The 21,566-nt window shown below is 71.1% G+C and carries 25 protein-coding genes; 15 read left to right on the top strand and 10 right to left on the bottom strand.

Annotation, left to right across the window (positions count from 1 at the left end):
* Positions 1 to 225: 225 nt before the first annotated feature.
* A complete protein-coding gene (locus tag VV01_RS20605) occupies positions 226 to 663 on the bottom strand; it encodes an ATP-binding protein (RefSeq protein ID WP_050671533.1) in 438 nt (145 codons plus the stop codon).
* A gap of 212 nt (positions 664 to 875) precedes the next feature.
* Here VV01_RS20605 and VV01_RS20600 point away from each other — a divergent pair, with 212 nt between their 5' ends.
* From VV01_RS20600 to VV01_RS20595, 3 genes are all read left to right on the top strand, one after another.
* Positions 876 to 2,225, top strand: a complete 1,350-nt coding sequence (locus VV01_RS20600; RefSeq protein WP_050671532.1) for an FAD-binding oxidoreductase — start codon at positions 876 to 878, stop codon at positions 2,223 to 2,225.
* A 326-nt stretch (positions 2,226 to 2,551) separates the two neighbouring features.
* Positions 2,552 to 2,716: a sigma factor-like helix-turn-helix DNA-binding protein gene (locus VV01_RS24100; RefSeq protein ID WP_231635296.1), complete on the top strand. Its 165-nt coding sequence runs from the start codon at positions 2,552 to 2,554 to the stop codon at positions 2,714 to 2,716.
* Complete coding sequence (locus tag VV01_RS20595) at positions 2,713 to 3,177, top strand: hypothetical protein (RefSeq protein ID WP_050672066.1); 465 nt, start codon at positions 2,713 to 2,715, stop codon at positions 3,175 to 3,177. Before VV01_RS24100 ends, VV01_RS20595 begins: the two co-directional genes overlap by 4 nt.
* A gap of 82 nt (positions 3,178 to 3,259) precedes the next feature.
* Here the strand turns inward: VV01_RS20595 and VV01_RS20590 are convergent, their stop codons facing one another.
* Positions 3,260 to 3,586: a DMT family transporter gene (locus VV01_RS20590; RefSeq protein WP_050671531.1), complete on the bottom strand. Its 327-nt coding sequence runs from the start codon at positions 3,584 to 3,586 to the stop codon at positions 3,260 to 3,262.
* The gene (locus VV01_RS20585; protein ID WP_050671530.1) at positions 3,583 to 3,906 is read right to left on the bottom strand and encodes a DMT family transporter; all 324 of its coding nucleotides are present in this window, start codon (positions 3,904 to 3,906) and stop codon (positions 3,583 to 3,585) included. The genes VV01_RS20590 and VV01_RS20585 overlap by 4 nt, the downstream gene beginning before the upstream one ends.
* Before the next feature lie 87 nt (positions 3,907 to 3,993).
* Here VV01_RS20585 and VV01_RS20580 point away from each other — a divergent pair, with 87 nt between their 5' ends.
* The gene (locus tag VV01_RS20580) at positions 3,994 to 4,353 is read left to right on the top strand and encodes a MerR family transcriptional regulator (RefSeq protein ID WP_050671529.1); all 360 of its coding nucleotides are present in this window, start codon (positions 3,994 to 3,996) and stop codon (positions 4,351 to 4,353) included.
* Between the two features lie 77 nt (positions 4,354 to 4,430).
* Here the strand turns inward: VV01_RS20580 and VV01_RS20575 are convergent, their stop codons facing one another.
* Positions 4,431 to 5,204, bottom strand: coding sequence for a glycerophosphodiester phosphodiesterase (locus VV01_RS20575; RefSeq protein WP_050671528.1), 774 nt, complete (start codon positions 5,202 to 5,204; stop codon positions 4,431 to 4,433).
* Between the two features lie 40 nt (positions 5,205 to 5,244).
* On the opposite strand from VV01_RS20575, the gene VV01_RS20570 reads away from it, so the two are divergent.
* The 4 genes from VV01_RS20570 to VV01_RS20555 all read left to right on the top strand — a co-directional run bounded on the left by VV01_RS20570 (position 5,245) and on the right by VV01_RS20555 (position 8,567).
* Positions 5,245 to 6,261, top strand: coding sequence for an enoyl-CoA hydratase/isomerase family protein (locus tag VV01_RS20570; RefSeq protein ID WP_050671527.1), 1,017 nt, complete (start codon positions 5,245 to 5,247; stop codon positions 6,259 to 6,261).
* Positions 6,262 to 6,303: 42 nt separating this feature from the next.
* Positions 6,304 to 6,768 carry a MerR family transcriptional regulator gene (locus VV01_RS20565; RefSeq protein WP_050671526.1) on the top strand — a complete coding sequence of 155 codons (465 nt, stop codon included), beginning with the start codon at positions 6,304 to 6,306 and terminating at the stop codon, positions 6,766 to 6,768.
* Positions 6,769 to 6,898: 130 nt separating this feature from the next.
* Positions 6,899 to 7,894: an aldo/keto reductase gene (locus tag VV01_RS20560; RefSeq protein ID WP_050671525.1), complete on the top strand. Its 996-nt coding sequence runs from the start codon at positions 6,899 to 6,901 to the stop codon at positions 7,892 to 7,894.
* A gap of 145 nt (positions 7,895 to 8,039) precedes the next feature.
* The gene (locus VV01_RS20555; RefSeq protein WP_050671524.1) at positions 8,040 to 8,567 is read left to right on the top strand and encodes a GNAT family N-acetyltransferase; all 528 of its coding nucleotides are present in this window, start codon (positions 8,040 to 8,042) and stop codon (positions 8,565 to 8,567) included.
* Between the two features lie 68 nt (positions 8,568 to 8,635).
* Here VV01_RS20555 and VV01_RS20550 read toward each other — a convergent pair whose 3' ends face one another.
* Positions 8,636 to 10,102: a UDP-N-acetylmuramoyl-L-alanyl-D-glutamate--2,6-diaminopimelate ligase gene (locus VV01_RS20550; protein WP_050671523.1), complete on the bottom strand. Its 1,467-nt coding sequence runs from the start codon at positions 10,100 to 10,102 to the stop codon at positions 8,636 to 8,638.
* Positions 10,103 to 10,271: 169 nt separating this feature from the next.
* On the opposite strand from VV01_RS20550, the gene VV01_RS20545 reads away from it, so the two are divergent.
* Complete coding sequence (locus VV01_RS20545; protein WP_050672065.1) at positions 10,272 to 11,048, top strand: MBL fold metallo-hydrolase; 777 nt, start codon at positions 10,272 to 10,274, stop codon at positions 11,046 to 11,048.
* Between the two features lie 235 nt (positions 11,049 to 11,283).
* Positions 11,284 to 12,453 (top strand): lysylphosphatidylglycerol synthase transmembrane domain-containing protein, encoded by a 1,170-nt coding sequence (locus tag VV01_RS20540; protein ID WP_157509002.1) that lies wholly within the window; start codon positions 11,284 to 11,286, stop codon positions 12,451 to 12,453.
* A gap of 115 nt (positions 12,454 to 12,568) precedes the next feature.
* Here the strand turns inward: VV01_RS20540 and VV01_RS20535 are convergent, their stop codons facing one another.
* Entirely contained in the window at positions 12,569 to 12,970 is a 402-nt protein-coding gene (locus tag VV01_RS20535; protein WP_050671521.1) for a hypothetical protein, read from the bottom strand.
* A gap of 158 nt (positions 12,971 to 13,128) precedes the next feature.
* Here VV01_RS20535 and VV01_RS20530 point away from each other — a divergent pair, with 158 nt between their 5' ends.
* On the top strand, positions 13,129 to 14,283 hold the full coding sequence (locus tag VV01_RS20530; protein WP_082221131.1) for a lysylphosphatidylglycerol synthase transmembrane domain-containing protein: 1,155 nt from the start codon (positions 13,129 to 13,131) through the stop codon (positions 14,281 to 14,283).
* Between the two features lie 139 nt (positions 14,284 to 14,422).
* Here VV01_RS20530 and VV01_RS20525 read toward each other — a convergent pair whose 3' ends face one another.
* Positions 14,423 to 14,830, bottom strand: a complete 408-nt coding sequence (locus VV01_RS20525) for an MmcQ/YjbR family DNA-binding protein (RefSeq protein ID WP_050671519.1) — start codon at positions 14,828 to 14,830, stop codon at positions 14,423 to 14,425.
* 102 nt (positions 14,831 to 14,932) lie between these two features.
* Between VV01_RS20525 and VV01_RS20520 the strand changes: the two genes are divergently transcribed.
* Positions 14,933 to 15,616, top strand: coding sequence for an alpha/beta fold hydrolase (locus tag VV01_RS20520; protein WP_050672064.1), 684 nt, complete (start codon positions 14,933 to 14,935; stop codon positions 15,614 to 15,616).
* Positions 15,617 to 15,620: 4 nt separating this feature from the next.
* Here the strand turns inward: VV01_RS20520 and VV01_RS20515 are convergent, their stop codons facing one another.
* The 3 genes from VV01_RS20515 to VV01_RS20505 form a co-directional block, all read right to left on the bottom strand.
* Complete coding sequence (locus VV01_RS20515; RefSeq protein WP_071606611.1) at positions 15,621 to 16,151, bottom strand: hypothetical protein; 531 nt, start codon at positions 16,149 to 16,151, stop codon at positions 15,621 to 15,623.
* Between the two features lie 221 nt (positions 16,152 to 16,372).
* Positions 16,373 to 17,581 carry a DUF1266 domain-containing protein gene (locus tag VV01_RS20510; RefSeq protein ID WP_082221130.1) on the bottom strand — a complete coding sequence of 403 codons (1,209 nt, stop codon included), beginning with the start codon at positions 17,579 to 17,581 and terminating at the stop codon, positions 16,373 to 16,375.
* Positions 17,582 to 17,724: 143 nt separating this feature from the next.
* Positions 17,725 to 18,585, bottom strand: coding sequence for a CoA transferase (locus VV01_RS20505; RefSeq protein ID WP_050672063.1), 861 nt, complete (start codon positions 18,583 to 18,585; stop codon positions 17,725 to 17,727).
* A gap of 106 nt (positions 18,586 to 18,691) precedes the next feature.
* On the opposite strand from VV01_RS20505, the gene VV01_RS20500 reads away from it, so the two are divergent.
* Genes VV01_RS20500 through VV01_RS20490 form a run of 3 tightly spaced genes read left to right on the top strand, consistent with a single transcriptional unit; the run spans position 18,692 to position 21,449 of the window.
* Positions 18,692 to 19,228 (top strand): PadR family transcriptional regulator, encoded by a 537-nt coding sequence (locus tag VV01_RS20500; protein ID WP_050671516.1) that lies wholly within the window; start codon positions 18,692 to 18,694, stop codon positions 19,226 to 19,228.
* Complete coding sequence (locus tag VV01_RS20495) at positions 19,225 to 19,944, top strand: ABC transporter ATP-binding protein (RefSeq protein WP_050671515.1); 720 nt, start codon at positions 19,225 to 19,227, stop codon at positions 19,942 to 19,944. Before VV01_RS20500 ends, VV01_RS20495 begins: the two co-directional genes overlap by 4 nt.
* Positions 19,941 to 21,449 carry an FtsX-like permease family protein gene (locus tag VV01_RS20490; protein WP_050671514.1) on the top strand — a complete coding sequence of 503 codons (1,509 nt, stop codon included), beginning with the start codon at positions 19,941 to 19,943 and terminating at the stop codon, positions 21,447 to 21,449. The genes VV01_RS20495 and VV01_RS20490 overlap by 4 nt, the downstream gene beginning before the upstream one ends.
* Positions 21,450 to 21,566: the final 117 nt, after the last annotated feature.

Genomic DNA, 21,566 nt, shown 5'->3' with positions numbered 1-21,566 from the left:
CGCCTCGCCGGTTGAGCCGGACCGGAGCGCAAGCGGAGGTCCGTGTCGAAACCACCGCAGCCGCGAGCGACGAGTCTCCCCGCAGCCCACCCGGTTTCGACACGGGCTCGCCCCGGTGGGGCTCGCCCGGCTCAACCAGCGGTGGACGAGCTCGCCGCCGCGGACATGCGAACGCCGACCGGCCGTGGGGGACGGTGCCGGTCGGCGTTCGAGAAAGTGCTGAGGTCAGGCGCGGCGACGCGAGGGGCCACCGAGGGCAGCCCAGACGGTGCGGCCCTGGCGTTCTTCGCTGACGCCCCACTCGTGGGCCATGCTGCGGACGATGCGCAGGCCACGGCCGGCGGGCGCCCAGGTGGCAGGCGGCTTGGGGGCGGGGATGCCCTCGCCGCCGCCGTCGGTCACCTCGAGCTCGACGCGCGGTGCGCGCACCTTCCAGTGCACGCGGACGCTGCCGTCGGGCAGCGGCTTGGCGTGGCGGACGGCGTTGGAGACGAGCTCGCACACGACCGTCTCGGCCTCGTGGACGATCTCGTCCGGGACCGAGCCGTCGGACAGGTCTTCGACCAGGACCCGCCGGATCTCGGGCACGGACTCCAGCGTCCAGGCGAGTCGAACTGTGCGTACGCGTGCGTCCATCTGCTTCTTCTTGGTCTGCGTCGTCATACGGGGGGATCCTGATCTGTCGTCGACAGGTGGCCAGCGGCGATCATCGCAAACTGCAGCAAGCACTTCAATCGTCCGCCGATCACACCAGGATCGCCCTTCCTGCTATCCCAGCCACCTCGCGACCTCTCGTCACACCGTGGCCGTGGCCTCCGTCAGACCAGTAGATCCACCCACAGCCACGGCACGACCGACTCGACGAAAGGCCGCCCATGACTGCGACCCAGCTCCCCAAGACCGACTGCCCCGTGCTCCGTCCCGACGACGACGGATTCGCCGAGGAGATCGCCGGATACAACGGCATCGTGACCCACGCGCCCCGGCTCGTCGTCTGCGCGATGTCGGCGCAGGACATCGTCACCGCGGTCGAGTACGCCGGTCGCGAGGGTCTGTCCGTCGGCGTCCAGGCGACGGGTCACGGCCCCACGGTGGCTGCGGACGGCGTACTCATCACGACCCACCGCATGCGCGAGGTCGAGGTCGACGCCGATGCCCGGACCGCTCGCGTCTCGGCGGGTGCCCGAGGCTCGGACGTGCTCGCCGCGGCGGCGCCGCACGGGCTCGCTCCGCTCGGCGGCTCGACCGGCGCGACCGGATTCATCGGCTACCTGCTCGGCGGTGGCATGCCGATGCTCGGGCGGATGTACGGGTACGCCGCGGACCGCGTCCGCTCGATCGACGTGGTCACCGCCGATGCCCGGCTGCGCACCGTGACGCCGGAGTCGGAGGCCGAGCTGTTCTGGGCCCTGCTTGGAGCCCGCGGCAACTTCGGCGTCGTGACCTCCGTCGAGGTCGATCTCGTCGAGGTCGACGAGATCATCGGCGGCAGCCTGGCGTTCACCGGTGCCAGCGCGGACGCCGTCGTACGCGCGTACTTCGACTGGGTGCGTGACTGCCCCGCTGACGTCGCGACCTCGATCGCGTCGATGCAGATGCCCGACCAGCCGTTCATCCCCGAGCCGATCCGCGGTCAGCGCACGGTGCAGGTGCGCTTCCTCTCGCTCGGTACGCCGGCGACGGGCTTCGTCGACGCCGTGCAGGCCGCGGGCGGCCCGGCGGTGATGGGCGCCATCGGCCCGATGCGCTACGCCGACGTCGCCACCATCCACCACGAGCCGACGACGCCGACGGTCTTCGCGGGCAGGAACAGCCTGCTCGGCGAGCTCGACGACGACGCGGTCGAGGCGCTCGTGGCGCGGGTGGGCAGTGACGGCGACGACCGCTACCTCGCCGAGGTCCGCCACCTCGGCGGTGCGCTGTCGGACGACCCCGACGGCCGGGCCGCGGTCGGCCGACGCGACGGCACGTTCAGCCTCTACACGGGCACGCCGCTCGTGGGGATCGACGCGGCGACGGCGTACGCCGCCCAGGACGAGCTGCACACGGCCATGGCGCCGTGGGGCATCGGCGCGGTCAACCCGATGTTCCTCGCCGACGCGGGCACCCCTGAGGAGATCGAGTCGGCGTTCACGCCCGAGGCCTTCCAGCGGCTGCGGGCGGCCAAGAGTCACTACGACGCGGACAACATGTTCCGCATCAACCGCACCATCCCCGCGCTCTGACCCTGCGCAGCGTCAGCGGACGCGTTCCATCCGGGTCCAGCCGTGCCAGCCGCGCTCGCGCATCAGGGCCGACCCACGAAACGTCTGCGTCCCGATCGCCCTCGACAGCGGCGCTGACGCCGCGCAGGACGCACTCATCGCGGTGATGCGGGCCCTGCCGACGTTGCGCGATCCGGTGGCGCTGATCGGCTGGACGCGCGCTATCGCGGTGCGCGAGGCCGTCCGCCACGCTCGCCGCGACGCGCGTCGCCGCGGCCCCTCGGACAAGCTGCTCGCGCAGGTCCCCGCCCCCCGGCGACCCGACGCTGGCAGCCGACGTCCGCGACGTGCTCGAACGACTCTCCCCCGAGCATCGCGCCGTCCTGGTCCTGCGCGACCTCGAAGGCGTCGACGAGGCGACGACCGCCCAGCTGCTCGCTCTCCCCGAAGGCACGATCAAGTCACGACTGCACCGCGCACGTCGCCGGTTCAGGACGGAGTGGACCGCATGACGAACTGGCCTGTGGCACAGACGAACTCGGTGCAGCGCCTGCGTGCGTTGGCCGCTGGAGTGAGCGGCGCCGACGTCACCGAGCGTGTCCTCGACGCGAGCGTCGACGACGTGTGGGCGGTGCTCGCCGACTTCGAGCACGGCTTCACCCTCGTGCAGCCCGACATGCGTCAGGTACGCGTCGAGGCGCGTGACCAGGAGACCGTCACGCTGCTCGCCCGCAGCCACTACGGCATGCGCGCCCGCCTCCACGGTGTCGTGCGCCCGGGCTACTGCTGGCTGCAGAGCCGGCTGCTCCTCGTCGCGATGGCGGCCGCCCCCGAGCCGGGCGGCGGCACCCGGGTGGCTCTCACGGGCGGCGTACGGGTGCCCGGTCGCGCCGCGATTGTGCCGGTCGGCGTACGCCGCGAGGCACTGGTCTCCCTGGACCGCCTGGCCCGCGTCCTCGACAGCTCGTCCTGACCGACGCGAGACGACCCGCTCCTTGCGGGACGACCCGCGGATCGGCGGGTCGTCTCGCAAAGAGCGGGTCGTTTCGTCGGCCTCAAGCGGGGCGGTCGGCGAGCTTGAGCCAGACCACGCCGCCGATGATGACCGCCAGCCAGAAGCCGCGTACGACGGTGAGCGTGTCGTCGAAGAACACCGGGCTGAGTAGTGCCGCGCCGACCGCGCCGATGCCCGCCCACACGGCGTACCCGATGCCGACGTCGATGCGCTTGAGGGCGACGCTCAGGGCGTACAGCGTGAGCAGGAAGAACACGACGGCGACGACCGACCACGGGAGCTCGGTGAAACCGTCGCTGCCGCCGACCGAGAGCGCGTAGCCGACCTCGAAGACGCCGGCGAGCAGCAGGGTGAGCCAGGCGTTCATGCCGCACCTCCGGTGAGCTGCAGGCCGACGACACCGCCGACGACCGCGGCGATGCCGATCGCGCGACGCCGGTCGATGTGCTGCCCGAGCACGAGTGCGCCGAGGACGACGATGCCGACGCCCGAGACCGACGTCCAGATCGCGTACCCGACACCGACGTCGAACGTCCGCAGCGCCAGGCTGAGGAAGTACGTGCCGATCGCGCCGCTCACGAGTGTGGCAGCCGTCCAGCCGCGATGGGTGAAGCCGGCGGCCTTGCCGGCGCTGACGGCGACCGCGATCTCGAAGACCACGGCGATGCCGAGGTGGAGCCATTCCATGACGAGCCCTTTCCGGTGGTGGCGGAATGTTCGGCACCACCGTCGGCCTTGACACTGATGTCAGGTGCAAGCGATCCGGGAGGCCTCATGCGCATCGGCGAGCTCGCGGAGAGCACAGGCGTCAGTGCCCGTTCGCTGCGCTACTACGAGTCGCTCGGCCTGATCCGGTCGACGCGTACGCCGGCCGGCTGGCGCGACTTCGAACCCGCCATGCACGAGCGGGTCGTGCTCATCCAGCACCTGTTCGCGGCGGGGCTGAGCAGCGCCACGATCGGTGAGGTGCTGCCGTGCCTGGAGGCCTCACCCGACGAGCGCACCGGTGAGCTCGACGAGCGGCTGCGCGCCGAGATCGACCGGATCGAGGCCGAGCGCCGCCACCTCGACTGCGAGCTGGACATCCTGCGAGCGCTGCGCTCCGAAACCGCCCCGGCGGCGCCCACCCCCTGACGAAACGACCCGCTCTCTGCGAGACGACCCGCAGATCAGCGGGTCGTCTCGCAGTCGGCGGGTCGTCTCGTCAGCAGTCAGAGGGCGTCGACGACCGAACGCACCCACGCGGGCCGGTTGGTGATGATCGCGTCGACGCCGAGGTCGAGGCAGCGGTCCAGGTCGTCGTCGCGGTCGACCGTGTAGACGTGCACCTGGTGCCCACGCGCGTGATGACGGGCCACGATCTGCGGGTCGCGCCGCAGCAGCGACGTGCTGATGCCGAGCACCGGGATGTTGTCGGGCAGCCGGCCGGCGCGTACGGACGGCACCAGCCCCAGCTCCGACAGCAGCACCCGCGGCAGGCCTGGGCAGAGGCGGCCGAACCGGCGTACGGCCAGCACCGAGAACGACATCATCCGCACGTGGGGCTGCACGGGCTCGGGCGAGGCGAGGCCCATCTCGTCGAGCAGAGCCGCGAGCCGCGACTCCAGCCGGCCGCCGTACTTGTCGGGGTGCTTGGTCTCGATCGCGATGTCGACCCGGCGCGGCGCGTCGAGCAGCAGCTGCAGCAGATCACGCAGCACCAGGACCGTCGAGCCGCGCCCGCGCAGCACCCCGAAGTCGAGCTCGAGCAGCTCGGCGAGCGTGAGGTCGGCGACCACGCCACGACCGTCGCTGACGCGGTCGACGCGCCGGTCGTGCACGCACACGAGCTCGTCGTCGGCGGTCAGCCGGATGTCGCACTCGACCGCGTCGGCCCCCTCGTCGATCGCGCGACGATAGGCGGTCAGGGTGTGCTCGGGCTCGGCCGCGCTCGACCCGCGGTGCGCGACGACCGCGGGTGCGCGCCCACTGAGAGTCCGGCCCACGTCGCCACCTTAGGCAACGCGCCGCCTATCGTGGTCGGCCGTGCCTGCCACCCGAACGTTCACCACAGACGAGATCCGCATCGAGCAGGACGGCGCACTCGGCCGCATCGTGCTCGACCGTCCGCGGGCCATCAACGCGCTCACGCAGCCGATGGTCGAGGCCGTCAGCGCCGCCCTGCGCGCCTGGTCCGGCGACGAGACCGTGCGGACCGTCTCGATCGAGGGCGCCGGAGACCGCGGCCTGTGCGCCGGAGGTGACGTCGTCGCCGTACGCCGCACCTGGCTCGACGGCGGCGACCGCACCGCGTTCTTCCGTGCCGAGTACGCCATGAACGCCGCCCTCGCTGCGTACCCCAAGCCCGTCGTCGCCTACCAGGACGGTGTGGTCATAGGCGGGGGCGTCGGCGTCTCGGCGTACGCCGACCTGCGGCTGGTCACCGAGCGCTCCAAGGTCGCGATGCCCGAGACCGGCATCGGCTTCTTCCCCGACGTGGGCGCGACCTACCTGCTCTCCCGCGCACCCGGCGAGATCGGCACGCACCTGGCCCTGACCGGTACGACGGTCGCCGGGCGCGACGCCATCGCCGCCGGTCTGTCGGACGCGCAGATCGCGAGCGTCGACTGGGTGAGCCTGCGCGAACGCCTGTCGGCCGGCGACCCGCTGCCCACGCACCTCGGCGACAACCCGCCCGCGAGCGGTCTCGCGGCTGCGCGTTCGTGGATCGACGAGTGCTACGCCGGTGACGACCCGGCCGCGATCCTGCACCGCCTGCAGTCGCACGACGACCCGGCAGCACGCGAGGCCGGCACGCTGCTCGCGACGCGCTCGCCGCTGTCGGTCGCGGTGACCCTGGAGGCGCTGCGCCGCGCGGCCCGGCTGGGTTCGGTGCGTGAGGTGCTCGACCAGGACCTCGTCATCGCCGGCCACCTGGTCGCGGACGGCGACTTCGTCGAGGGCGTGCGTGCCCAGCTGGTCGACAAGGACCGCACCCCGACCTGGCAGCACGGCTCGGTCGACGAGGTGTCGGCGAGCGTCGTCCAGAAATACTTTCGCTGAGGCCTTGCCTTAGAGCGTGGTCCAACTTCTACGGTCGAAGACATGACCACCTCGACGATCCTCGACCGGGCGCTCGCGACCCGCGTCGGTGACGAGCCCATCGACATCGATCAGATCAACGCTCTGCTCGACGGCGGCGAGATCGCCCACTCGATGACGGTCGCCGAGGTCGCCGCCCTGCTCGACCTCAGCCCGCACACCCTGCGCTACTACGAACGCATCGGTCTGGTGTCGGTGCCGCGCGCACCGTCCGGCCACCGCAAGTACGACACCGAGGCCGTACGACGCATCGTGTTCCTCACGCGAATGCGCTTGTCCGGTATGTCGATTCGCGACCTGACCCGCTACATCGAGCTGGCCGAGCAGGGCGAGTCGACCGTGCCCGAACGCCTCGCGCTGATGCAGGCGCACCGGGCGCAGATCGCCCGCCAGATCGAAGAGCTGCAGGTGTCGCTCGCCGTCACCGACCACAAGATCACGACCTACGGCGGTGCGTGCGGCAGCTGAGCCGCTACCCGTCGTACCCGCTGCCCACCTTCGCCCGCCCAACCCTCACTTCCCGGGCGAAATGTGACTTCAAGGGCTGCTATGCGCACTCGTGAAGTCACATTTCGCCTGTACCCGAAGGAGTACCACCATGAGTGCACCGCTCCCCCGTCGCCGCATCGCCGACCTCGACGTGTCCGCCCTCGGCCTCGGCTGCATGGGCATGTCGTTCGCGTACGGCACCGCCGACCGCGACGAGTCGATCGCCACCCTCCACCGCGCGCTCGACCTCGGCGTCAACCTGCTCGACACCGCCGACATGTACGGCAACGGCCACAACGAGCAGCTGCTGTCCGAGGTGCTCAAGACCCGCCGCGACGAGATCGTCCTGGCCACCAAGTTCGGCATCCTCACCGACCCCGAGACGTCGATGCCCAACGGCCAGGTGGACGGCTCCGCGGCGTACGCCCGCACGGCCGTCGACGCCTCGCTGTCCCGCCTCGGGGTGGAGACGATCGACCTGTACTACCTGCACCGCCCGGACCCGCAGGTGCCGATCGAGGAGACCGTCGGCGCGATGGCGCAGATGGTCGACGCCGGCAAGATCCGCCAGATCGGGCTGTCCGAGGCGTCCGCCGACACGTTGCGTCGCGCGAGCGCGGTCCACCCGATCGCAGCCGTGCAGACGGAGTGGTCGATCTTCAGCCGCGACATCGAACGGGCGGTCGTCCCGGCCGCGCGCGAGCTCGGCACCGCGCTCGTGGCGTACTCGCCGCTGGGCCGAGGCATGCTCACGGGTTCGGCCGCCGCGAGCGCGCCCGGCGACGGCGACTTCCGGTCGACGCTGCCGCGCTGGCAGGGCGACAACCTCGACGCCAACCTCGCGCTGGTCGGGCGCATCGGTGAGATCGCCTCCGGTCTCGGCGCCACCGCCGGGCAGGTGGCGCTCGCCTGGCTGCTCGCGCAGGGTGAGGACGTCGTGCCGATCCCCGGCACCAAGCGCCGGACCTACCTGGAGGAGAACGTCGCCGCCGCCACCCTGCAGGTCCCTGCCGAGGCGCTGGCCGAGCTGTCGTCGCTGGAGCCGGCCGGTGACCGTACGCCGGACCGCAGCTGGGTCGAGCGCGACACCGCCCCCACCACCTGAGTCGCCCACCACCGCTGGTCGAGTAGGCGAGCCCCACGGGGCGAGCCGTATCGAGACCGGGTTCCGGGTCTCGGTACGGGCATCACTGCGTTCGCCCTGCTCGACCGGCGGTCTGGCACGTTCCACGACGGGCGAGGATGTGCTCATGACTGCCCTCACGTTCCGGTCCGCCACCCACGACGACGTACCCGCACTCGTGGGCCTGATCGAGTCGGCGTACCGGGGCGATGCGAGCCGGGCGGGCTGGACCACCGAGGCCGACCTGCTCGAAGGTCAGCGCACCGACCCCGAGGGCGTACGGGCCGTGATCGACGGCGACGCGAGTCGGCTCGTCGTCGTCGAGCGCGACGATGACCTCGTGGCCTGCTGCCAGCTGGAGCACCGCGGCGACCACGCCTACTTCGGGATGTTCGCCGTCAGCCCGCGCGAGCAGGGCAGCGGGCTCGGCAAGCAGGTCATCGCCGAGGCCGAGCGGTTCGCGCAGGCCGAGTGGGACGTCGCCGAGATGCGCATGACCGTGATCCGGCAGCGCGAGGACCTGATCGGCTGGTACGAGCGGCGCGGCTACCGGCGTACCGGCCAGATGTCACCGTTCCCGTACGGCGACGAGAGGTTCGGGATTCCGCAGCGGGACGACCTGGAGTTCGAGCTGCTGGTCAAACCCCTCGGGTGACCGCAAAGCTGTCTGTTCGGCAGTGCATGGAGTGCCGGACAGACAGTTTTAGCTGAAGGGTAAGGAGCTCAGGCGGAGACGCGGGTGCCGAGGATCTCGGTGACGACGGTGGCGTCGTGGAAGTCGACGTCACCGGTCGGCAGGTGCTGGACCCGCTCGTGCCCCTTGCCCGCCACCACGACGACGTCGCCGGCGTGGGCCTGGCCGAGCGCCTGCTCGATGGCCTTGCGGCGGTCGAGCACGATCGTCGTACGCGACAGGTCGGCGCCCGTGGCGACCTCGTCGGCGATGGCCTGCGGGTCCTCGGAGTAGGCGTCGTCGGTGGTGATGATCGCGACATCGGCCAGGCGTGAGGCGACCTGTCCCATCAACGGCCGTTTGGCCTTGTCGCGGTCGCCGGCCGCGCCGTAGACGCAGATGACACGCGACCCGGCGTTGCGGGTGGCGGCCACGTCGCGGGCGACGTCGAGCACGGCCTCCAGGCCGATATCGGTGTGGGCGTAGTCGACGACGACCTCCAGGCCGTGCTCCATCGCCGCCGGCACGCGCTCGAACCGCCCCGGCACCTGCCCCATCTGCTCGACCGCGCGCACGAGCGTGTCGCGGTCCATGCCCATCTCGAGCGCGATCGCCGAGGCGCCCGCGACGTTGTGGACGTTGTAGTCACCCAGCAGCGGCGTACGCAGCTCGAGGACGCCGTCCGGTGTGTGCAGCTCGAACGCCGTGCCGCCGCCCTCGACGCGCTCGGCGACGATGCGGTAGTCGGCACCCTCGGCCAGGCCGAACGTCAGCGTGCCGGGGATCTCGTCGGCGATGCGTCGGCCGTAGCCGTCGTCGATGTTGGCGAGCTTGGGCCCGTCGGTCCACTCGAACAGGCGACGCTTGGTGAGGTAGTAGTCCTCCATCGTGCCGTGCAGGTCGATGTGGTCGCGCGTCAGGTTGGTGAACAGCGCTGCGGCGTAACGGGTTCCGAGCACGCGGTGGAGGTGGATGCCGTGCGAGGAGGTCTCGAGCACGACGTGGCTGACGCCGGCGTCGACCATGCGCGCGAGGTTGCCCTGGACGACGGGAGCCTCACCCGTCGTACGAACCGCGACCTCGCGGTCCTTGCCGACGACGATCTCGGCGGTGGTCATCAGACCGGTGTGCTCGGTGCCGTGCGCCGCGGACAGGATCGCGTGCAGGACGTAGGAGCTGGTGGTCTTGCCGTTGGTGCCGGTGATGCCGTAGACCGTGAGCTTCTCGGACGGGCGACCGGTCACCTCGACGGCGAGCCGGGCGAGAGCCACGCGGGCGTCGGGGACGACGACGGTCGGCGCACCGGGCACCTCGCGCTCGGCGACGACGAGGACCGCGCCGCGCTCCATCGCCTGGGGGACGAAGTCGACGCCGTCGGCGAGGAAGCCGGGGATCGCGACGAACGCGCCTCCGGGGACGACGTCGCGCGAGTCGTGAGTGACGGCGCACACGGACTCCACGGACTCGGGCACCGGGACGCCGAGAGTCTCGCTCAGGGCCGTGTGGTCAAGAAGCACCGGAGGACTGTAACAACGCGTCGGCACCGATCGGCGCACGCTGATCGATCCGTTCTAGGAATGTCGCTAGAAATCGGGATACCCGCCGATCCGCATCCGCTCGCCCGGGGGAGGCGACTCCCTCAGCAGAACGGTGCGCGACGCGGTGACCCGGGACAACCTGGGTGCCATGACACCCGTGACGATCACCACGCTCGGCAGCTGCGGCGCCTGGCCCGAGCCGGGACGGGCCTGCTCGGGGGTGGTGGTCGAGTACGACGGCGCGGCGATCGCGGTCGACCTCGGCTGGGGCACGCTCCCCCGGCTGCTCACGCACCTGCGGTCGCCGACGGCCGCACCCCTCGCGGCCGTGGTCGTCACGCACGACCACCCCGACCACACCGGGGACCTGCCCGCGCTGATGCGCGCCCGCTGGTACGCCGGCCGCGACCTGCCGGCGGTCCCGCTGCTGTGCCCGGAGGCGGTCGTCGTACGACTGCGCGAGTCCGAGGACGGCGCGCACCGGTCGTGCGCGCACGTCTTCGACTGGCTCGGTACGCCGGACGCGGCCACGGTCGGTGGGTTCGACCTGGCGTTGCACCGGTTGCCGCATTACGTCGACAACGTGGGCGTGCGCATCGAGGCGGGCGGTGCGACGGTCGCGGTCACGGGCGACACCGGTCCGATCGAGGCCGTGGTCGAGCTCGGTCGCGACGTCGACGTGTTCGTGGTCGACGCGACCGACCGGCACCAACGACAAGGCGTGCCCGGGCCGCCGCCCGGCACACCGGCGTACAACCTGACGGCGGCGCAGGCGGGTGCGCTCGCCGCGCGGGCCGGAGCCCGGCGGCTGGTGCTGACCCACTTCTGGCCGGGCAACCACCGCGAGCGCAGCCGGCAGGACGCTGCTGCGGAGTTCGGAGGCGACGTGCTGCTGGCCGACGAGGGGCTCACCATCACGGTCTGAGACGGAAGTCCACGATGTGGACGCACTGAGGGTGTGAACAGGCTGGCAGTTTCCTGCCCGTTGTCGCGCGGGTGTGATCGCGGTCATAAGTTTCCGCCGAGCGCGGCATCCCGTGGCGTACGCCGCTCGGCCGACCCCGTGCGTACCACCAAGTCGCGCGCCGGGCAGTGATGTCGCCCGGCGTTCACGCGCCGTGCGTCGAGTGTGCACGGGAAGTCATGGCACGGTGCAGGTCATGCCGATCAGCTCCTCCCCCGAGCCGACCGCGCACGCCTGTCCCTCCGGCCAGAGCGTGCTCCGCTGCCGCGTCCTCGCCACCGTCAAGGCCGTGGTGGGCCTCGGCCTGACCGCCGGTGCCCTGATCTGGGGGCTGCCGCGCACGGTCGGGGTGTCCTGGCCGCAGATCGGCTCGATGCTCGCCGGCATCTCGAGCTGGCAGCTCGTCGCGCTCGCCGCGCTGTGGGCGCTCGGCATCGCATCGCACACGATCATGCTCGCCGCGGCCATGCCCGGCCTGCGTCACCGCCAGTCGCTGCTCGTCAGCCAGACCGGCGCCGCGGTCGCCAACACGCTGCCCCTCGGCGGCGCGGCGGGGACGGCCGTCAACTTCGCCATGATCCGGCGCTGGGGGTTCACTAGCTTCGACTTCGCGCGCTACGCGATGGTCACCAACCTGTGGGACACGCTGTTCAAGCTCGGCCTGCCCGTGATCGCCGTGTCGTGGCTCGGCGTGACGGCGAGCGGCCCGGGTTCCCTGTCGTGGATCGCGCTGTGGAGCATGGCCCTGCTCGTCGGGGTCGTCGTCGGCGCGACCGCGCTGCTGCGCAGCGACCGCATCGCCCACAGCACCGGCCACCGCCTCGGTCGCGTGGTCGGCCGGTTCCGTCGCGACGTCGACCCGGCCGCGTGGGCTCGCCGCGGCGGTGAGATCCGCTACGACACGGCCTCCCTGGTCTCGTCCGCCTGGATCCGCCTGACCGTCAGCAAGACGCTCTACGTCGCCCTGCAGACCGCGCTGCTCGGAGGCTGCCTCGCCGCCGTCGGCGCCGACGTCAACCCGGCCGTGGTGTTCGGGGCGTACGCCGTGCAGCAGGTCCTCAGCCTCGCGCCCATCACGCCCGGCGCCGCCGGGGTCGTCGAGGTCGGCATGGCGGGCGTTCTCGTCGCGCTCGGCATGAACCCGGCCGAGGCCGCTGCCGGCATCCTGCTCTACCGCGGCTTCACCTTCGCCCTGGAGATCCCCGTGGGCGGGACGGCCCTGGTGTGGTGGATGGTCCGCGGCCGCTACCTCGCCGACGCCGCACGGACCCGGCGGGCCGACCTGACCGGGTCCGAGCACCCGGCCACGCCCGTACGCCCGACCCAGGCACCGGCGTACGCCCTCGCCGCCCCCGACGCCGCCTGACCTGCGCCCGCTCCGGCTCCGGCTCGGCCCCCAACGCCCACTCCACCGGGCGAAATGTGACTCCAAGGGCTGCTATGCGCACTCGTGAAGTCACAGTTCGCCTTGAGAGTGGCGCTTACGCCGTCAGCAGGCCGACGCCGAGGCTGATCAGGCTCACCGCGAGCAGAGCCGCCCCGGCGAACACCATCGCGATCAACCCGTTGGGCTTCTCCCGCCCTGCGCCCATCGACGAGAAGAAAAACCCGCCGGGCATCAGCAGGGCCGCCACCGCCACGCCCGAGCGGGAGAACCACTCGAGCGCGCCGCTCTGGTCGGTGGCGTCGACGTACGGCTGGCAGATCAGGGCCAGGAGCAGCAGCACGGCCGCGTGCGCGTGACCGGCCCGCGCGAACTTCTCCTGGAACGGTGTCACCGGCGCCTTGCCGCGCACGATCTTGAGCAGGTAGAGCCCGCCCGTCTCGACGGTGACCAGGGACAGCAGCAGGATCCCCGCGAGGATCCGGGACTCATCAGACATCAGGTTCCCCTTGGACTGGATACCGGAACTTCCTAGTTGGATAGTGCCAGTTCCTAGTCGGTCTGGCAACGGACTAGTACTCAGGGGTGACGTGCCGCGACGAGGTTCGTCCGGCTGGGTGACGACGGCGTACGCCGGTCGCCCGCACCATCGCTGCCATGGCCAGTCCCGTGCTCACCCGCCCCGCCACCGCGCCGACCTCCTCGCCGAGTGCGCATGTCGCGCGGGTTGGGGAGCCCGCGAACCCGCGCGACATGCGCACTCGGCTGGCTGCGGCCCGATCCGAGGAGCAGGTACGCCGCCGCTCGCGCTGGTCGGTCGCGCTCAAGGCACTGCTCGGCGTCGGCCTGACCGGCGTGCTCATCGTGTGGGCGCTGCCGCGGGCGGTGGGCGCCTCGTGGTCGCAGATCGGCGAGACCGTCACGGCGGTGCAGCCGTGGCAGCTCGGCCTGCTCGCCGCGCTCTGGCTGCTCGGGCTCGCCGTGCACACGCTGGCACTGTCGGCCGCGATGCCCGGGCTGTCGCACCGCCGGTCGTTCCTGCTCAACATCACCGGCAGCTTCGTCTCGAACCTGCTGCCACTGGGCGGCGCCGCGGGCACGGTCGCGAACTACTCGATGGCCCGCTCGTGGGGCTTCGGGCCGGTGGCGTTCGCGCGGTGGGCGCTGGTCACCAACGTCTGGGACACCCTGGTCAAGCTCGCGCTACCGGTCATCGCGATCACCTGGCTGTCGACCACGACGCTGCACAACGACGCGCTCGGCACCGTGGCCATCATCAGCGTGATTGCGTTGGTACTCATGGTGATCGGCGTCGCGGCCCTCTTCCTGAGCGACCGCGTCGCTCGCGGCCTGGCGCGGGTCGTCGCCCGAGCCGCCCGCGTCATACGCCGCCCGTCCGACTCTGTCACCTGGCAGCACCGGGCCGTCGAGATGCGTTGCGACACAGCGGAACTCGTCGCTCAGGGCTGGGGTCGACTCACGGTCGGCAAGGTCGCGTACGCCGCGCTGCAGGCCGTGCTGTTGTGGACCTGCCTGTGGGTAGTCGGCCTGCACGTGAGCCCGGCCGTGGTGTTCGCGGCGTTCGCCGTCCAGAACGTGCTGACGCTGTTCGTGATCACACCGGGCGCTGCCGGCTTCGTCGAGGTCGGCATGGCCGGCGTACTCGTCGCGCTCGGTGCTCCGGCCGCAGGGGCGGCTGCGGCGATCCTGCTCTACCGCGGTTTCGTGTTCCTGATGGAGATCCCGGTCGGCGGCGCGCTCATGGGGCTGTGGGTCGCCCGCCGCCCGGCGGACGTTGCCGCGGCTGCGTGAGTCCCACTGAGTGGTGCTGCAGCTGTTTGAGATCCCCCCACTGATTGACGAGACATCCGACGGATGACGGGAGTCTCGTCAACGAGCGGGGCAGCTTCGTCGAGAACCCGAATCTTGCGCGGCCGCCCGCGCCGCTGACTCAGCCCGCGGTGCTGCGGGCGTCGAGCTCGGCGATCAGCTTCTTGGGTGCGGTGTTGCGGTAGGACATGTCGAGCAGCTCGCCGACCTCGACCCAATCGGGCTCTGCTGCAAGGAGGTTCATCCCGATCCAGCCGGAGGGGCCGAGGTAAGCCGGCTCGAAGAACCGTTCGTCCTCGAGCAGCGCGAGGCGTTCGTCAGCGTCCGGCATCACCACCACCGACTGGTCATAGACCGTCGCGTAGTGCGACCCCTTGAGGCTGGCGCCGTAGTACGCGAACACCTTCGTCGTGTAGAACGCCGGATGTCCGTGCGACTCCTTCTCCTTGGCTCCGGGCAGGGCGAGAGCCAGCTCGCGCACACGCGCCAGGAACTGGTCACCGTCGTCGTACCGCCGTGGGTGCGCCATACCGCCACCGTACGACGGCGGTGCAGCCCGCGGAGCGTGTCGCCTCGAGCACAGCAGGATCGGAGATGCCCTCGCCCGGTGGGCGACCTACGTTGGGACGGCATGACGACATTCCTGCTCATCCCGGGCGCCGACGGCACGACCTGGCTGTGGCACCTGCTCGTGCCTGCGCTCGACCGCCGCGGCCACTCCGCCGTCGCGGTCGCGCTGCCGCCAGAACCCACCGCGGATCTGGGCGCGTACGCCGATGCTGCCGTCGCCGCCTGTGAAGATCGCGACGAGGTCGTGGTCGTCGCGCAGTCGCTCGGCGCGTTCACCGGACCGCTGGTGTGCGACCGTGTCGACGCGCGCGCCCTCGTGCTGCTGAACCCGATGATCCCCAGCCCCGGCGAGACCGCCGGCGACTGGTGGCAGGCCACCGGCCACGACGAAGCGCGCACGGCTCACGCCGTCGCACACGGTCGGCCCCCGGAGTTCGACGTGCGTCGCGACTTCTTCCACGACGTACCCGACCACATCACCGAGGCGGCCTTCTCGTCGGAGCGGCACGACGCCGACCTCGAGACGATCTGGAACCAGCCCTGGCCGCTCGACCGGTGGCCGGACCTCCCGACGCACGTGCTGCAAGGTGTCGACGACAGGTTCTTCCCGCTGGAGCTTCAGCGTCGCCTGGCGCGAGAACGGTTGGGAATGCACGAGATCGATACGATGCCGGGAGGGCACGCGCTCGCCCTGAGCCAGCCGGAGGAACTCGCCGACCGACTGGTCGGCTACGCCGCGGGCTGAACCACTACGCCACGAGCTGGGCGATGCGCTGGTGGCGCACCGTCGTACGACGTCGCCGGACGTAGTCGACCGTGACGATCAGGAGCGTCGGGCCCCACAGCACGAGCGGCGCGTAACAGCTGCACATCAACACAGCCCAGCCGTCCCAGCTGTCGACGTTGGCAGGCAGCCCGAACGCCATCGTCCACCCGAACCACGTCGCGCCCAGACCACCAGCCACGGCCGGCGGCACGGCGAACCACAGCGGCACCCGCCGCCGGCCGATGAACGGCATCCAGTGGGGGAACACCTCCCCCCAGGGCCGCACGAGGCCGAGCGCCAGGAACGCCAGCCCGTCAGTCAGCAGGCCCAGACCGATCAGATAGGCCGCCCGCGCCCAGAAGGGGTGGCTCATCATGTCGTCCATCATCGTGTCGCCGAGCCCCATCGAGATGCCGAACATCAGGGGCAGCCGCCACAACGAGCAGAGCACCGGGCTGAGCGCACTGAGGTGGGCGAGGCGGACCATGAGCGGCGATGCGGGCTGAGTTGTCATGACGGGCACGCTGCCGAGGTCGTACGCCGACCGCCTCACCTGAGCGGGCGACTCAACTCCCCCGGTGTCGCGAGGTCGCCGTACGACGGAAGTCGTACGCCCGGACCCTGCGCACCGCACCCCGTCCGCTGTGACGAGAACCCCGTCGGATGTCGGGGATCTCGTCACAGCATGGGGACCGCTGGTCAATCGGCAGGGTTCTCGTCCCCGCCGATCACCGGTCAGCGGAACGGGACGGTCACCCAGGGGCTCTGGTCATTGCTGAGGAGCCGCTCGTGGTTGTCGCGCGCCTCGGCGTACCACTCCCGCGAGAAGTCCCCGTCGAACTGAATGCAGCGCCCGAGCAGGTAGGCGATGTCGAACTCCTCCCACGAGGTGTAGCGTCGCCGAGCCTCCTCGCTGAGCTCGCGGAGGGCCTCGAACATCTCGGCCTGGGTGCAGAAGCGGGTGCTGCGGCCCCAGCGGGCCATGGCGGAGGCGCGACCCAGGTCCCAGGCGGCCGTCGTACGGACATACTCGCCGTCACCGAGCACGCTGTCCTCGCGTAGGCGTGCCTCACAGTGCACCACCATCAGGATCAGCTCACGGCGGGCCGCGAGCGCCCGGTCGAGACCGTCGTTCGCACCGGGAGCAGAGGGGGCACCGGACCGGGCGGCGTACTGACGGAGCGCCGACTCGTCGTACTGGCACCACTGCGCGCCGTCGACCGGCCCGCCGAACTGCTTGACCAGCAGGTTGCGCGTCTGGAGCACGTCGTCCCACGACGACGTGCCGACGTTGAGGTCGAGGAGGTCGCGCATGATCCGCTGCCAGTCCTCGCGTGTCCTGACGCCCCACCACTTCTCGAGCAGCGCGACCTCGGAGCTGTAGCCGTTGCCGTGGTGGTCGGTGGTGTTCCAGGTGTAGCCGTTGGTCGTGCACAGCTGTGCGCCACAGGCCAGGCCGTGGAGGAGGGCGCCGGGCTCGGTCGCGTTGCTCTCGCGCGTGCGGACGCGACCGACGAAATACCCGTCCTCCCAGTACTTGTCGTGCATCCGGCGGATCAGCCGCTTCATCTTCTTGCCGAGCGGCAGGGCCTTGCTGCACGGAGTCCCCGGGTTGACCAGCAGGACGTCGACGTCGTCGACGATCCGCAGCAGATCGCGCAGGTCGGCGAACTCGTAGACGACCTTCGGGTGCGGGCGCGGCAGCACGTCGAGGGTGAACACCGACATCACCCGTGAGCCGTCGGCCTCGCCGATGATCAGCTGTCGGCGGTCCGGGTCGGAGTGGGCGCCGGTGATCGGCACGGGGTGATAGACACCCACGGTCGCGAGGATCGCCAGATAGCCGGAGACGTCGTCGTCGTCCATGTACTTGTAGAGCAGCCGCTCGGCCAGTGCCGGTGCGACCCAGCCGCCGTCAGCCTGCGCCTCGAGAGCCGGTAGCACCTCGTCGTGGTCGTCGGCCTCCGCGAACGACCACCCGACATCGACCAGGTCGTCGACGACGTCGATGTCGTCGAAGGGGCCACGGCTGCTGCGCGTCGAGGCATGGCCACAAACCTATGTGGGCACAACCGTTCTCGTGTGTGTCAGTGGCTGCCGGGTGTGCGTACGGCGGCGATCGGCAGACCGTGCTCGCGACCCCACGCCTCCCACTCGTCGGCGGTACGGGTGCTGAACGCAGCCTCCAGGTCACCCCTGCTGCCCTCGACTCCGAGGAGCTCGACGACACGCTGCCAGAAGTGCCCCTCGAGAGCGGCGAGAGCGACGAATCCGCTTGCGGTCGAATAGATTCCGTACGCCGGCAGCGCACCTCCGAGGAACCCTTCCGCCGACGTCAGTCCGTGAGCGGCAGGTTGCGCCATCGACGCGGCGACGTCGCTCAGAGCGACCTCGCGCAGCACACCCTCGCCGGTACGCGCACGAGCGAGGAGCGCCGCCAGACCATCGGCCACCGCACGCTCGGCGCCCGCGAGGTCCGCGATCAGCGTCGTCGGCATCTGCGGGGGCTGGAGCGTGCCGACGGTCGCCTGATAGGTCAGGTCGTGGCCGGCCACCTCGGCCTCGTCGCCCGGGTGCCCGACGATCGCGACCTGGCACAGGCCAGGCACGCGCTGGTGCACGGACTCCCAGCCGAGGTCGAGCCTCGCGAGCGCGGACGGACGGCTGGAGGTGACCAGCAGGTCGGTCTCGCCGAGCAGCGCCCACAGCGACTCGCGCTCGGTCTCGTCCTTGAGGTCGAGCGTCACGACCTCCTGCCCGGCGGTGAGCTGCTCGTAGTACGCCGGCACACCGAACGCGAGCGGGTCACCGCTCGGCGGCTCGACCTTGGTCACCTCGGCACCGAGCGCACTCAGCCGGGCCGCCGCTGCGGGGCCCGGCAGGTTGATCGCGAGGCTCACCACGCGTACGCCGGTGAGCGGGCCGGCCGGGGCGGAAACGTCGGTCATGCGGTGATCTCCCTCGTCGCAGTCGAGCGCCTGCACCTTTGCACAGCCGAGCTCTGCGGGACACAGCACCTTGACCGATCTATTCATTGTGTGAATAGATACGGCCATGTCGAACGCACACGTCATGCTGGGGCTGCTGTCACGGGGGCAGCAGCACGGTTACGACCTCAAGCGTGCGCACGACGAGCAGTTCCCTGCGGCCAAGCCGCTGGCGTACGGGCAGGTCTACGCCACGCTCCAGCGCCTGGAGAAGCAGGGACTGGTCGACCCGGTGACGGTCGAGCGCGTGGACGGCCCGGACCGGACGGTCTACGCGCTCACCGACGCCGGCCGCGCCGAGCTGCACAGCTGGTTGGAGTCACCCGAGCCGCCCTCACCACACGTCGCCAACCCGCTCGCGGTCAAGGTCACGCTGACGATCCTGGCGGCCGGCGAGGCGGAGGCGAGCGCGTACCTGCAACGCCAGCGCGCGGCCCACCTGAACCGCATGCGGCACTACACGCGCGCCAAGACCGCACCGGAGTCGTCACTGCCCGAGGTGCTGGCGGCCGACTACGCGCTCGCACACCTGGACGCCGACCTGCGCTGGATCGACGCCGCCCTGCAACGGGTCGGCGCCCTCACGAAGGAGATCACGTCATGAGCACCATCGCCTCTGGGGAGAAGGCCGTCGCGCTGTCAGCGAGGTCGCTCGTCTACTCCTACGACAGCGCACCCGCGCTCAAGGGCGTCACCATGCAGGTCGGGCGCGGCGAGATCCTGTCGATCACCGGCGCTTCCGGCTCGGGCAAGTCGACGCTGCTGCTGTGCCTCGCCGGGGTGCTGCCACCCGATGCGGGTGAGGTCCGGCTCGGCGAGCGAGTCATCAGCGCCGAGTCCGAGAGCGACCGGTCCAGGCTGCGGCGCTCGCAGATCGGAGTGGTGTTCCAGTTCGGCCAGCTCGTCCCCGAGATGACTGCCCTGGAGAACGTCGCACTTCCGTTGCTGCTGGGCGGTTCTCGCCGTTCGGCGGCCGAGGCGGCCGCACGCACCTGGTTGGAACGGTTTGAGGTCGGGGGCCTCGCGGACGCCCGACCGACTGACATGTCCGGGGGCCAGGCCCAACGCGTCGCGATCGCCCGCGCCATGGTCACCGAGCCCGAGATCGTGTTCGCCGACGAGCCGACGGGCGCCCTCGACTCGCTCTCCGGCGAGCTCGTCATGACCCAGCTGGTGCGCGTGGCACGGGATGCCGGTACGACGGTCGTCCTGGTCACCCACGACGCGCGGGTCTCGGCGTACGGCGACCGCGAGATCACCCTGCGCGACGGTGAGCTCGACGCCCAGCCGGCCGACCTGATCGACATGAGCGCGTCATGAGCTCGCTCCGCACAGGCTCGGTCCTGCGGATCGCGGCCGTCGGCGGACGGGCCGACCGGCTCCGCATGATCCTCACCGCCGTCGGAGCGGCAGCCGCGACGGTCGCGCTGCTGCTGGCCGCCGCCGTCGCCTCGATCGGGCCCGTGCACGAGCCCTACAAGCTCAAGCTGATCGCCGAGCCAGGGTTGCGACCCGGCGCGATGAGCGCGCTGCTGCTCCTGTGCCTGCCGGTGCTGGGGTTCGCCGGGCAGTGCTCACGCATCGGTGCCCCAGCACGTGACCGCCGGCTCGCAGCCCTGCGGATGGCCGGTGCGACTCCTTCCGAGGTACGCCGCGTGGTCGCCTGGGAAACCGGGCTCGCGGCTGCCGCGGGTGTCCTGCTCGGCGGCGCGGTCTACGCCGTCGCGCACATCTGGTTCTCCGAGGCACCCGCGGGGGCCCGGCCCACCATGACCGAGGTCGCGGGCAGCGGCCCGACTCAGTCCGAGACGGTCGTCGGCTGGACCGACGGCCTGCTCTTCCCGACCGATGTCGTCCCGCACTGGTGGCTGCTCGTGCTCATCGGTGTCGTCGTCCCGCTCGGGGCGGCACTGGGCGCGCGACTGGCGCTGCGGCGTACGGCACTCACGCCTTTCGCGGTGACGCGTCGAGTGAGGCGACGACCTCCGGCCCTCCTGCCGGCCCTGATGTTCCTCGGCGCCGGGGCAGGCCTGGTCCTGTGGTCGGCAATCGGCCGAGCGCTGCCCGCGTCGACGGCCAACGCGACCTGGTACCTCCTGATGATTCCGCTGCTCGTGCTGATCGCGGCCGTCGGGCTGATGCTCGGCACCGCATCGTGCGCGTACGCCCTCGGGCGGCTGATCGCACCACGCACCGGCCGCCCCGCCCTGCTGATCGCGGCGCGGCGGATGGTGGACGCACCGTTCACCGCGAGCCGCGTTTCGACGTCCGTCATCCTGGCCGTGCTGCTCGGGTGCGGCGCGTACGCCCTGCGCGAGAACTTCACACTCGCCCGCGGAGAGGTCGGCCCCTATCGCGACCTGTACGACCAGGACCGGTTCTTCACCCGCTCCTTCGAGGCCGTCAACGCGATCGTGCTCGTGGGCCTGGTGATCGCGGTGGCAGGACTGCTGGTGGTCGCGGCCGAAGGCGTCGTCACGCGTCGCCGCACGCTCGCGGCGATGACCGCGGCCGGCGTACCTCGACGCACGCTCGCGACGGCGATCGTCCTGGAAACCCTTGTGCCGCTGGTTCCCGCCGTGCTGGTCGCCGGCACGACCGGAGTCCTGGCCGCACGAGGACTGTTCGGGAGGACGGTCGAGACCAACGGTCCGGTCCAGGCGGACGGCAGCTCGGCGTGGGTCACCCTCGACGTCCCGGTGCCGTGGGCGTCGTCGGCAGGCCTCATCGGCGCCGCGCTGGTGCTCGCTCTGCTGATGACCACTGGTTCGCTGCTGTTCCTGCGCAGCAGCACCGACATCCGCGAGCTGCGCGCCGCCGCCTGACCGGACCCTCGCTGGTCGATCCGACCTCGCTGGTCGAGTAGGCGGTCCGGGCTCGACCGGCGCAGTCTAAAGATCGTGGCGACCGATGTCGCAACCGGGCGGGCTCGTTCGCGCCTG

Origin of the sequence: Luteipulveratus halotolerans (assembly GCF_001247745.1) — a bacterium.
GTDB classification, from domain to species: Bacteria; Actinomycetota; Actinomycetes; order Actinomycetales; family Dermatophilaceae; genus Luteipulveratus; species Luteipulveratus halotolerans.
Note: the sequence above shows the minus strand (reverse complement) of the source record. Positions and strands in the feature narration are given on the sequence as shown.